Source organism: Staphylococcus sp. 2S1, assembly GCF_046721335.1.
GTDB classification, from domain to species: Bacteria; Bacillota; Bacilli; order Staphylococcales; family Staphylococcaceae; genus Staphylococcus; species Staphylococcus equorum_A.
On record NZ_JBEUUJ010000003.1, the window covers coordinates 2,598,154 to 2,611,073 of the forward strand.

The following is a 12,920-nucleotide window of genomic DNA, read 5'->3' on the forward strand; positions in this document are numbered from 1 at the left end:
TTCCAAAAAATATATGTTTTCACAACCCTTTTATAGCTAGGTTTTCAAGATGTAGATAACTATTCATCACTTTTATATGTATAATAATTCTATTATTTATATGAATATAGAACATACTCCGAAAAATTGTAAGCGTTTAATACTTAGTATCTATAGAGTAAAGTCATAAAATTACTTAACATTTATCTCGACGCTATTATGAATACGCTTGTATAACCATTCATGTTCGAATAAACACAAGCATACACGTTCAAAACTAGAAAATTTTGAAACCAAACAGAGCGGCACAGAAATCAAATTTTAAACATTCATTGTTAGTGACTAGTATCACAGTTCCAATGATATTATCTATTGAATCAGATTATAATTCTAATACATAAGCTATCGCGTTTTAAAAATATGTTAAGGCGAATTCGCTATTCTTAAGTTTTTTGTATAAATTCATGTAATAAACCGATTTTGTAAAGGGCTGACGCCTAGGGGAATAGTGTGAGCGAGAGACTACAGGCTCGAGCCATACCCAGGCAAGCATGCATTTCAAAATCGGAACATTTTAAAACAAAAAAGAGCGGGATAGAAATCAAACTTTAAATTTGATTTCGTATTCCCACCCTTACAAGGCTGAGTAAAAATTAGTTGTTGTTTTTATAAATATGAACTTGCGGTTCTTTATCTTCTTTTGTTTTACTAATTAGTGCTTTAGGGTTATTACCATCTTTAATGTGAATTTCATACTCATCTATATCATCGAAATATTTTCTTGCTTGCTCAGTGACATATTGTGTAATACCTATGGTTTCAGCTTTACCATAATAATCAATTGGTACATCTACAGATAATTGCTTAGCTTCTTTATTATCGAATTTAACAGTACCTACTGCTTGAGTGAAATTATTAAAATATGTTTGGAGATTATCATTAAACTGTTTGAAATCAGAGTTTAAACTTTCATCTAATTCTGCAGCTTCTCCAGATGGTAATAAAGCAGTTTTCTGTTGAATATCTTTCCATTCATTAATACGTGTTTTATCACCTTCAACTGTTGTACCGGCGATAAACTCACCAGGTATAATAGAGTTTTCTCCGGACTGTTTATAAACAGCAAAATGAATTGGAATATCTTTCAGTTCTTTATTTTCACGTAATCTAGTAAGTATTTCTTCAGACATTTTTTTACCTTGTTTTTTAATTTCTTTGTCATCTAATTTCTTACTATAGGTCTCCCCATCTTTTTCCTTTTGGTAATAATATGTACTGTTCATCGCTAAACCAATCGTCATGCCTTTAATTTTTTTACCTTTTGTATCTCCACTATTATAAAAATCTTGTTCTAAAATATTAGAAAGATATGCTTGGTGAATTTTCTGCAATTTTCTCAGGATCAGTTTCACCATTATGAGATGGATTTAATCCTAAATTCTCATTTGCTTTTTTCTCTTTACGTTCGTCTTCATCCATATCATCGATTTCATCTTTAGTATATTTAGGTCCTAAATATGCGTTAATCGTATCTTTATCTAGATATTGGCCATCTTGATATAAATAATCTTCAGTTGGAAAGACTTCTTTACTTAAATCTAATAGACCACTCTCGAAATCTTCACCGTTATAACTATTTGCCATGTTTTCTTGTAATACACCGCGTGCTTTACTTTCTTTAAATGGTAATATTGTTCTGTAATTGTCGCCTGATACATTTTTATCCGTTGCTATATCTTTTACAGAACCAGAATCTTGTTGTTGCTCGCTGTTGTTGTTCATTTTCATTAGATTGTTCTTTGCTTTTCTCATCATCATTGCCACATGCTGATAATAAAAAAACTGCTGAGATGAATAGTATAACCTTCCGTTTCATGCATTATCTCCTCTATCCCTCGATTTCATTTTGCTTCTGAACAAAGTCTTCTTCTGACCATATTGCTGTACCAAATTTTTCAGCTTTTGTTAATTTAGAGCCTGCATCCTCGCCGACGATGACTAAGTCTGTACTTTTAGTTACACTGCTCGTAACTTTTGCACCTTGAAGTTCTAACCATTTTGAAGCTTCGTTTCTAGTCATTTGATACAACTTACCAGTAAGTACAATTGTCTTGCCTTTAAAGTCTGGGTGGCCTTCTAAATCACTTGTCTTTATGCCTTTATATGTCATATTAACATTTTTTTCTTTTAATTTATTAATAAGTGCACGAATATCTTCATTTTCTAAATACGTGACTACAGATTGAGCTACTTTGTGTCCGATGTCATGAATACCAACAAAATCTTCTTCAGTTACTTCGAATAATTTATCCATTGTGCCATATTTTTCAGCTATAACTTGGCTTGCCTTTACGCCAAGATGTCTGATACCTAAGCCAAACAATAACTGTTCTAACGAATTGTTTTTAGACACTTCAATAGCATTGATTAAATTATCTACTTTTTTCTCTCCCATGCGGTCAAGTGGTAACAAATCTTCTTTTGTTAAGTAGAAAATATCTGCAATGTCTTTTATCTTTTCATTATCATAAAGTTGTTGAATGATTTTTGTACCTAAACCGTCGATATTCATTGCTTGTCTAGAAACAAAATGAATCATGCCTTCTACAAGTTGTGCTTGGCACTTAGGATTGATACAGCGTAAAGCAACTTCGCCTTCTATGCGTACTAATTCATGTTCACAACTTGGGCAATGTGTTGGCATATGATAAACTTCCGCGTTATCTGGACGTCTATCTAATACACTTTTAATGACTTCAGGTATAATATCCCCTGCTTTTTTAATTACTACACTGTCGCCAATTCTAATATCTTTGTCATGAATCAAATCTTCGTTATGTAAAGAAGCGCGAGAAACAGTAGTCCCAGCAACTTTAACTGGTTCAAGAATAGCTGTAGGTGTGACTACACCTGTTCTACCTATACTTAATTCAATATCTAATAAATCTGTAATTACTTCTTCTGCTGGGAATTTATACGCAATTGCCCAACGTGGTGATTTTTGAGTGAAACCAAGCTCCTCTTGGTGCTCTACCTTATTCACTTTAATTACAATACCATCAATATCATAAGGTAATGCTTCTCTTTTTTCAGTCCACTGTTCAATATATGCAATCACATCATCAATTGTTTGTACACGTTGACGTTCTTGGTTCGTTTTAAAGCCTAACTCATCTAATTCATCTAATGCTTCACTTTGTGTATTCGCATTAAATTGAGTAAAGTCATTAACACTATAAAGAAAAACACTTAGTTTACGTTTAGGCGCAAGCTTTGAATCTAATTGTCTAAGTGAACCTGCAGCGACATTTCGTGGATTCGCAAACGCTTGTTCATCATTCTTAGCTTTTGCTTCATTTAAATTAAAAAATGATTGTCTAGGCATATACGCTTCGCCACGAACTTCAAATGTTCTAGCTTCCTTGATTTTCAAAGGAATCGCATGAATCGTTTTTAAATTTTCCGTAATATCCTCACCTGTAGTACCATCTCCACGTGTTAACCCTTGTACAAATCGGCCATTTTCATATTTCAAAGATACTGCCAAGCCGTCTATTTTTAATTCACACATGTATTCTACGTCACCGATACGTTCACGTATACGTTGATCGAATTTTCTTAAGTCTTCTTCATTAAACGCGTTGCCTAAACTGAGCATCGGGGTATTATGTCTTACCTTCTCGAAAGTTGATTGGGCAGAACCGCCGACTCTTACTGTTGGAGAGTCAGACGTTCGATATTCTGGGTGAGTCTCTTCAATGTCTATTAACTCATGCAACAATTTATCATATTCACTGTCTGGCACTGATGGGTTATCTTGAACGTAGTACTCATAACTATAGCGATTTAAGCGTTGATGCAATTCGTCGACGCGTGATTGTAAATCAGCCACATTTTATTCCCCCTTTTTCTCAATTGGCGCAAATTGTGCAAGTAAGCGTTTCGGTCCTTCTGATTTAAAAATGATATCTAGTTCTACAGAACCATTTTTTTCTTTTACATTACTAACCATGCCTTCGCCCCATGATTTATGAACAACTTTGTCTCCAACTTTCCAATCAGAAGACACTTGTGCTTTTTTAGTAGCTGTAGCACGTTGGCTATAACCTCTTTTAGCTGGTTCTTTTGTTGCTGAACGGAAGCTATTGCCTTGTGTTTTAGCTTTCGCTTTAGATTTAGTTTCATTTTCCAATAGATCTTCAGGTATTTCTCTTAAAAATCTAGAAGCCATATTGGATTGTGGTCGTCCAAATAACATTCTTGATGTCGCATGTGTTAAATATAATGTTTCTTCAGCACGTGTGATAGCTACATAACAAATACGTCGCTCTTCTTGCATTTCATGTTCATCATCGCTCTTAATTGCTCTAATGTGTGGGAATAAAGACTCTTCCATGCCCATGATAAATACAATCGGAAATTCTAGACCTTTAGCAGAGTGCATTGTCATCAATGTGATACCATCTTCAATTTGTGCTTCATCTATGTCTGCAACTAATGATAAATCCGTTAAGAAGTTAATTAATGACTGTTCTTCTAATGGTGTATTCTCTTCATAATCTTTTGGAACAGACATAAACTCATCGATATTTTCAAGTCTACTTCTAGATTCTAACGTTTGTTCACGTTCTAACATCTCGCGATAACCTGATTTAACTAGCACTTCTTCAACAATTTCAGTGATTTCAAGAAATTCTTGTTGTTTGATAAGGTTTTGCATCACATCATAAAAGTTAATACATTCTTGTGTTACTTTTTTAGATAATCCAATAAAGTCTACTTCAGCTAATGCATCAAACATACTCAAATCATTTTGTATTGCATAGGCTTGAATTTTATCTACAGAAGTTGGTCCAATACCACGTTTTGGAATATTTATTACACGACGCAAGCTAATATCATCATTACTGTTAGCAATGATACGTACATAACTTAATAAATCTTTAATTTCTTTTCTATCATAGAATTTTTGACCGCCAACCATTGTATAAGGGAGGTTTGATTTCATAAACGTTTCTTCAAGTACTCGTGACTGTGCATTCGTACGATATAAAATAGCCATATCTTTATATTTCTTTCCATTACGCTGATGTTTCATAATTTCGCGTACAACATATTCCGCTTCATCTCGTTCAGTTGTTGCTTCATAATAATGGATTTTATCGCCGTCTGTATTGCCCGTCCATAACCCTTTTGGTTTACGCTCTGAATTATTTTTAATCACTTCATTAGCCGCATTCAAAATATTTTTTGTAGAACGATAGTTTTGCTCTAGGAAAACCGTTTTTGCTTCTGGGTAATCTTCTTCAAAAGAAAGGATGTTTTGTATATCTGCGCCACGCCATCCGTAAATAGATTGATCTGAGTCACCTACAACGCAAAGGTTTTTAAATTTATTTGCAAGGAGTTTAACTAATGTATATTGCGCTTTATTCGTATCTTGATACTCATCCACATGAATATACTGAAATTTATTTTGATAATAATCTAATACTTCTGGCACACGTTCAAATAGACGTATTGTAACCATAATCAAATCATCAAAATCTAGTGCTTCGTTTCTTGATAGTTGACGTTGATAACCTTTATAAACAGTAGCAACCATTTGTGCATGATAATCATTTGCTTCTTTTTGTGCATCTTCCGGCGTTTTTAATTCGTTTTTTAAATTACTAATAGCGCCTATAAACATTCTAGGTTCAAACTTTTTGCTATCAATATTTTCATTTTTTAATACATCTTTAATTACAGATTTTTGGTCAGTTGGATCAATAATTGTAAAATTGCGTTCTATGCCAATTCTATCTGCATCTCTTCGAAGGATTCTCACACACATAGAATGGAATGTAGACATCCATAGCACTTGAGCTTGTTCCCCAACTAGGGTCTCAACACGTGCTTTCATCTCTTTAGCAGCTTTATTTGTAAATGTGATGGCTAATACGTTATATGGAGACACGTCTTTCTCATCAAGCAAGTAAGCTATACGATGTGTTAAGACACGTGTTTTGCCTGAACCTGCACCTGCCATTATAAGTAATGGCCCCTCTGTTGTACGTACTGCTTGGCTTTGTTCCTCATTCATCTTATTAACTAATGCGTTCATTTATGTGACTCCTTTATCTCAACTGTTTTTAATGCTTTTTCTATATCTTTATATATAATGTCTCCAACTATAATAGTGTCTGCGATTGAAGCCATTTGTTTTGCCTCGTTATAATCACTAATACCACCACCATAAAATAGTTGTGTATCTGTTAATTGATCTGCTGCTGCTTTTACTATTTCTACTTCTCCATATGTACCACTATATTCTATATACATAACTGGTAATTTGTACATATCATTAATCATTAATGCATAAGCTTCAATATCTTCATCCGTTAAGTTTGTATTTGCTTGCGTCACTTTCGCAACTTTACTATCAGGATTAAGTACGACATAACCTTCAAATATGACTTCATCAAAATCAATTATTTGTCCGAATGACTTGAGTGCATCTAACAACATGCCATTATGGTATTTAACATCTGAACTGTTTAACACAGTAGGCACGAAATAAAAATCGAAACCAAGCATTACGCTATCTACATTTGAAATTTCCAATGCTATCGGTAATGCATATTGCTTTAAACGTTGCTTTAAATGAAAAACATTATCTTCAGTAACATCATCTGTTCCACCTATGATAATTGCGTCTGTGTTAGATAAACAAATTGCCTCTAATTCTTCGTCAGATATTAACTTTGCAGGGTCTAATTTAAAAATATGTTTCCACTTTTTAATGTCATGCATGATATGTTACTCCTTTTTTAAACATACATATGATTATATCATTTTTAGTCTGTGAGTTCTAAAATGATGTCGAAAAAACCACCCCAATATTTCTGAGATGATTTTTACAATTTAGTTTCCTTTTTACGGTAATGATTTAATTCAACTGGTAATAACTTTCTAAGTTTGTATCTTGGTTGTCTATAATTCTAGCTAATTCAGACCCTACATATCGCAAATGCCATGCCTCATATGCATAGCCTGTTTGATTTGATTGCCCTTTAGGATACCTAATAATAAAGCCATATTTAGCAGCGTTTTGAGCTAACCAGTGCGCTTCTTTTGTATGTTCAAAATCATCGTGGAAATCTTCAAGTGGTCTTTGTGTACCTACATCAAATGCTAATCCTGTTTGATGTTCTGAATGGCCCGGTTTAGCAGTATATTGTTTCGCAACTTTTTCCCCATCATTTTCAACATATGATTTCACTACTTTTTGTTGATCTTCATAACTTCTATAGCCACTAATATATTTTAAATCTAATTCTTTTTGTTCAGCTTTATCTAGCATTTCATTTAATTTACGTCTGGCTTTTTTATTTTCGCCAGGTTTATAACGTTTCGGTAATTGGTATGTTTTGTTGACAATGACATGCCCATTCACTTTCGTCACGCCTTGACTTTCATCAATAATAGGTAATGCATTTTTAGATTCGACGATATCTGAATGCACAGGTTGTTGATGATTAGAAGTTATAATAAAAGACATTCGTATGACAATACTGATAAATAATAAAGTCGCAATTACAATTATCCACTTCTTAAACACAATTATCTCCCCTCCAACATATGTACATATAACAATATTTTCACAAAACACATATAACAATGATGCAGTTGATATGTCTCAATTACCATTCTATCTACTTTACAAAACATAAAGAAGTCTGCCGACAAAGTATCATACTCTATCGACAGCTAGGATTAACTTCATGTGTTAACCTTACTTCTTATATAAAATTATCTAATCAGCCGTTTCAATATTCATGCGGTCTAGAATCATAGTATAAGCATCATTACCCCATTGCAATGATCTTTTCACACGAGAAATTGTTGCAGTCGATGCACCAGATTCTTGTTCAATTGTCGCATAAGTGAAACCTTGTTTAATCATTTTTGCGACTTGTAATCGTTGTGACAATGACTGTATTTCATTAACAGTACATAAATCATCAAAGAATTCATAACATTCTTCTCTATTTTCAAGTGTCAAAACTGCATCGAACAATTCATCTAATGCTTTTCCTCTTAATTTTTCTATTTGCATTCAAAACAACCCCTGTATCTTTCAATTTAATCTCAGTTTAACGTACTAATACATTAAAGTGTAACGATTTCCCTTGAAAAATTCAATTATTCCTGGTTATTCTAAACCAGCTCTTTCAAAAATAGTGTCAACTTGGTTTAAATGGTGTTTTGGATCGAAACATTCATCTAAGTCTGCTTCAGATAATAATGTTGTAATTGAACTGTCTTGTTCAATTAAAGTTCTAAATGGTGTTTTAGTTTCCCACGACTCCATAGCCTTAGGTTGTACTTTATCATATGCTTCTTCACGTGCCAAACCTTTATTAATTAACGCTAACAATACACGTTGTGAGTAAATTAAACCAAATGTTTTATCAATATTTTCAAGCATATTATCTTCAAATACTGTCAGTCTATCAACAATATTTGTAAAACGATTCAACCCGTAATCTAATGCAATCGTAACATCTGGAAGCATAATACGTTCAGCTGAAGAATGAGAAATATCTCGTTCATGCCATAATGGCACATTTTCATAAGCTGTTGTTACATAACCTCTTATTACACGTGCAATACCTGTAATATTTTCAGAACCAATTGGGTTACGTTTGTGTGGCATTGCTGATGAACCTTTTTGTCCTTTAGCAAATGCTTCTTCTACTTCACGTGTCTCAGTTTTTTGTAAATTACGTATTTCCACGGCAAATTTCTCCATTGAAGTACCGATAAGCGCAAGTGTCGCAATATAATAAGCATGACGATCACGTTGTAGCGTTTGCGTTGATACCGGAGCCGCATCTAGACCTAAATTTTCACACACATGTGCTTCTATTTCAGGTGGTATGTTAGCAAAAGTACCTACTGCACCACTCATTTTTCCAACTTCAATTTCTTCTCTCACACGTTTAAAACGTTCTAAATTACGTTGCATTTCTGTATACCAAAGCGCCATTTTAACACCAAATGTTGTTGGCTCAGCATGCACGCCATGTGTACGACCCATCATTAATGTATATTTGTAATCTTTTGCTTTTTTCGCTAATACTTCAATAAATCTTTCTAAATCTTTTTCAATAATGTCGTTTGCCTGTTTAATCACATAACTTAACGCAGTATCTACTACATCAGTTGAAGTTAAACCATAATGAACCCACTTACGTTCTTCACCAAGTGTTTCAGAAACTTGTCTTGTAAATGCGACTACATCATGACGTGTTTCTTGTTCAATTTCCTGTGCACGTTCAACATCAACCTTGGCGTTTTCACGTATTTTTTTGACGTCTGCCTCAGGTATATCACCTAGTTTACTCCAAGCTTCACAAGCAAGTATCTCTACTTCCAACCAAGCTTCATAGCGATTTTGATCAGTCCAAATATTAGACATTTCTTCTCTAGAATAGCGTTCAATCATTGAAATTAGCTCCTATCTTACATAAGTTTTAGTTCACAAACCTCAAAACATGTACATTTAAGTTCGTTTCCACTTTAAAGTTCGTGTTTGTTCTTTTCAATACTAGTTTACCAGAATTACTTTGAAATGTATAAGCCTTTTAAGCCTACTATAGAAATTATTTAGAATCAAAGTATTAAAAAAGAGCCCGAAACATAAATACATGTATCAGACTCCCATACTTATCATTCTTGTAATTTGCCTACGAACTCAATTTCTTGTTTTAGTACCTCTACGCCGCCATCTTTATTTTCTTTGTAAACGGGCTTTTCAAAACGTTTAACTGGTGTATAACCAGCTTCACGCATGCGACCCAAACAATCTTGAATTGACTCGTGTTCTTCGACTTTGAATTTTTGTTGTTTTTTCATATGCTTTCAACTTCATCCGTATCATATTGTTTAAGTTTTTTACTTTTAACACCTTTCGCCCAGAACCCACCATGAATCGTACGTGGTTCGTATGCGACCATAAATGCTTTTTCATCAATTTGTTTAATCGTCTCGATTAATTTAGCTTCAAAACGTCTCGGTGTAAGAATTTGTAAAATCAAGCGTTTGCCATCTCGGCCGTATGCAGTATTATGTGTTACGCCATACCCTAAATCTCTTAATTGTCTTGGTAAGTCTAACTCATACGCAGATGAAGTTACATTGACTACTGTATATCCAAGTGCTAGTTTTTCTTCAATCTTCATACCTACAATAATACCTATTGAAAAACCAAAGGCGTATGCAAGCACATTTTGGATTTGATCCAAACTAGACATTACCATACCTAAACCAATAACATATACAAGAACTTCCAAGAAGCTCACGATTGCGACTACATAGCGATAACCTTTAAGGGTTAATATCGTTCTCATCGTTAGACACGTTACATAAGCAACGTTGATTATAAAAATGGCTAAAACCATTAACCATGGCGTAGATGTTATCACTGACATGTCCATTTTCCTTTCTGTTACATTAAATTCAAGTAATTCTATCAGTAAGTTTATATTTTGTCACTAAAAATTTTCTGTTGTAACAGTTAATTTTTGGGCCATGTGTGTCTTGTATAAGCTAGTTCTCTTTTATGCACACTCTTAACATAATGATGTTCAATAACTTCTTGTGCATCATCTGGTACTGATTTTCCCTCTAAATAATCATCTATGTGATCATAACTCACACCTAATGCCTCTTCATCTGGTAACTGTGGTTTGTCTTCTTCTAAATCTGCAGTAGGTACTTTTTCATATAAATGCTTAGGCGCTTTTAAATACTTTAATAATTGTCTACCTTGGCGTTTATTCAAACCAAATAGTGGTGCAATATCAGCGAGCACCATCACCATATTTCGTATAAAAACCAGTTACACTTTCAGCCGAATGATCTGTACCAATCACTATACCTTGTTTGTTTGCGGCAATTGAAAATTGTGCTTTCATACGTTCACGTGCTTTTTCATTTCCCTTTTGAAAATCAGTAAGTAGAATGCCCGCATCTTTTAGTGACTGCACGCTTTGATTTACAGCTGATTTAATATTGACCGTTACTACTTCATCTGGTTGTATGAACTTCAAAGCATCTTCAACTTCGACTGCATCCTTTTGTTCACCATATGGTAATTTAACAGCAATAAATTGGCAATGAATTTTTTCTTCTTTTAATTCATTAACCGCAATTTGACATAGTTTACCAGCTAAAGTGGAATCTTGGCCACCTGAAATACCTAGCACTAAAGATTGGATAAAAGAGTGAGATTGTACATAACTTTTAATAAATTGAATAATGCTACGCGCTTCTTGTTCACTGTCAATCATTGGTTGGACATTCATTTCTTTAACAATGATTTCTTGTAAATTACTCATTTTCTTCCATCTCCTTCACATGTTCTGCGACTTCAAATATACGTTTATGTTTATTTTCCCAACATGCTGTGCTTAAATCTACAGGATATTCTTGTGGGTTAAGATGACGCTTATTTTCATCCCATAGATAGGTGAGATTTTCTTTCAAATAAGTTTGTGCTTCTTGTTCACTTGGTAAATCATATACTAATTTACCGTCTTTATAAATATCATGATGTAAATCTTTCGCTATAAATGATTTTATAAATTTCATTTTGTAGGTATGGACAGGATGGAAAAGTTTAAGCGGCGTCGTTTCATATGGATCTTCATGATCCAATGTAATATAGTCCCCTTCAGCTTTGTTCGTTTTTTTATTAATGATACGGTATACTTTTTTCTTGCCTGGCGTTGTTACTTTTTCTGCATTATTTGAGAGTTTAATACGATCAACATATGCGCCTGTACTATCTTCTACAGCAACGAGTTTGTAAACTGCACCAAGTGTTGGTTGATCATAGCCTGTAATTAATTTAGTACCTACACCCCATGAATCAACTCTTGCACCTTGGGATTTCAAACTAGTGATTGTCTGTTCATCTAAATCATTTGAAGCAATAATTTTTGCATCTGTAAATCCAGCTTCATCTAACATGCGTCGCGCTTCTTTAGAAAGGTAAGCAATATCTCCTGAATCTAATCGAATACCTACAAAATTAATTTTGTCTCCTAATTCTTTTGCAACTTTAATTGCTGTTGGAACACCAGATTTTAGCGTATGGAATGTATCTACTAAAAACACACAGTCCTTATGGCGCTCGGCGTATTTTTTAAAAGCAATATATTCATCACCATAAGTTTGTACCATTGCATGTGCGTGTGTACCAGATACTGGAATGCCAAATAACTTTCCTGCTCTTACATTACTTGTAGAATTGAAGCCACCAATGTACGAGGCTCTAGCTCCCCATAAGGCTGCGTCCGCTTCTTGCGCACGGCGTGTACCAAATTCCATTAACATATCATCCAGCGCAACTTGTCGAATACGACTTGCCTTTGTTGTAATCAAAGTATGGAAATTTACTATATTTAATAGCATCGTTTCTATTAATTGAGCTTGTATCAATGGTGCTTCTACTCGCATTAATGGTTCATTGCCAAAACAAAGCTCACCTTCATGCATTGAGCGAATATTACCTGTAAATTTCAAGTCTTTTAAATAACTCAAGAAATCCTCTTGATAGCCAATAGATTTTAAATATTCTATATCTGATTCTGAAAAATGAAATTGATTTACATATTCAATCACACGCTTTAATCCATTAAAAACCGCATAGCCACTGTCGAATGGCATATTTCTAAAATACAAATCAAAGACTGCTAATCGTTCATGAATACCATCATTCCAATAACTTTCAGCCATATTTATTTGATATAAATCATTATGCAATACTAATGTATCGTCTTCGTATTGGTACACAAAAATCTCTCCAATCAGCTTTTCTATTAGTTTAGCATAAAAGAAACGTTGTTAGCACCTGAAATACCATCCTATTTAATAGCATTCGTGCAACA

General features: G+C 33.9%; 9 protein-coding genes and 2 pseudogenes. All 11 read right to left on the bottom strand.

Features of this window, described 5'->3' with window-relative positions:
- Positions 1-632: 632 nt before the first annotated feature.
- Positions 633-1,855 (bottom strand): annotated as a pseudogene (locus ABLV90_RS13630) (CamS family sex pheromone protein).
- A 12-nt stretch (positions 1,856-1,867) separates the two neighbouring features.
- Complete coding sequence (gene ligA / locus ABLV90_RS13635) at positions 1,868-3,871, bottom strand: NAD-dependent DNA ligase LigA (RefSeq protein WP_460872772.1); 2,004 nt, start codon at positions 3,869-3,871, stop codon at positions 1,868-1,870.
- 3 nt (positions 3,872-3,874) lie between these two features.
- Positions 3,875-6,085 carry a DNA helicase PcrA gene (pcrA, locus tag ABLV90_RS13640; RefSeq protein WP_285324016.1) on the bottom strand — a complete coding sequence of 737 codons (2,211 nt, stop codon included), beginning with the start codon at positions 6,083-6,085 and terminating at the stop codon, positions 3,875-3,877.
- Complete coding sequence (locus tag ABLV90_RS13645; RefSeq protein ID WP_427706944.1) at positions 6,082-6,774, bottom strand: heptaprenylglyceryl phosphate synthase; 693 nt, start codon at positions 6,772-6,774, stop codon at positions 6,082-6,084. Before ABLV90_RS13645 ends, pcrA begins: the two co-directional genes overlap by 4 nt.
- Positions 6,775-6,910: 136 nt before the next feature.
- Positions 6,911-7,582 carry a M15 family metallopeptidase gene (locus tag ABLV90_RS13650; protein WP_427706942.1) on the bottom strand — a complete coding sequence of 224 codons (672 nt, stop codon included), beginning with the start codon at positions 7,580-7,582 and terminating at the stop codon, positions 6,911-6,913.
- A 195-nt stretch (positions 7,583-7,777) separates the two neighbouring features.
- Positions 7,778-8,080: a YerC/YecD family TrpR-related protein gene (locus ABLV90_RS13655; RefSeq protein ID WP_046466259.1), complete on the bottom strand. Its 303-nt coding sequence runs from the start codon at positions 8,078-8,080 to the stop codon at positions 7,778-7,780.
- A 96-nt stretch (positions 8,081-8,176) separates the two neighbouring features.
- A complete protein-coding gene (gene purB, locus ABLV90_RS13660) occupies positions 8,177-9,472 on the bottom strand; it encodes an adenylosuccinate lyase (RefSeq protein ID WP_069815021.1) in 1,296 nt (431 codons plus the stop codon).
- Between the two features lie 224 nt (positions 9,473-9,696).
- On the bottom strand, positions 9,697-9,882 hold the full coding sequence (locus tag ABLV90_RS13665; protein WP_460872773.1) for an NETI motif-containing protein: 186 nt from the start codon (positions 9,880-9,882) through the stop codon (positions 9,697-9,699).
- Positions 9,879-10,457, bottom strand: a complete 579-nt coding sequence (locus ABLV90_RS13670; RefSeq protein ID WP_460872774.1) for a DUF2179 domain-containing protein — start codon at positions 10,455-10,457, stop codon at positions 9,879-9,881. Before ABLV90_RS13670 ends, ABLV90_RS13665 begins: the two co-directional genes overlap by 4 nt.
- Positions 10,458-10,543: 86 nt before the next feature.
- A pseudogene (nadE, locus tag ABLV90_RS13675) lies at positions 10,544-11,366 on the bottom strand (ammonia-dependent NAD(+) synthetase).
- Complete coding sequence (locus ABLV90_RS13680; protein WP_460872775.1) at positions 11,359-12,825, bottom strand: nicotinate phosphoribosyltransferase; 1,467 nt, start codon at positions 12,823-12,825, stop codon at positions 11,359-11,361. The pseudogene nadE and the gene ABLV90_RS13680 overlap by 8 nt, the downstream one beginning before the upstream one ends.
- Positions 12,826-12,920: the final 95 nt, after the last annotated feature.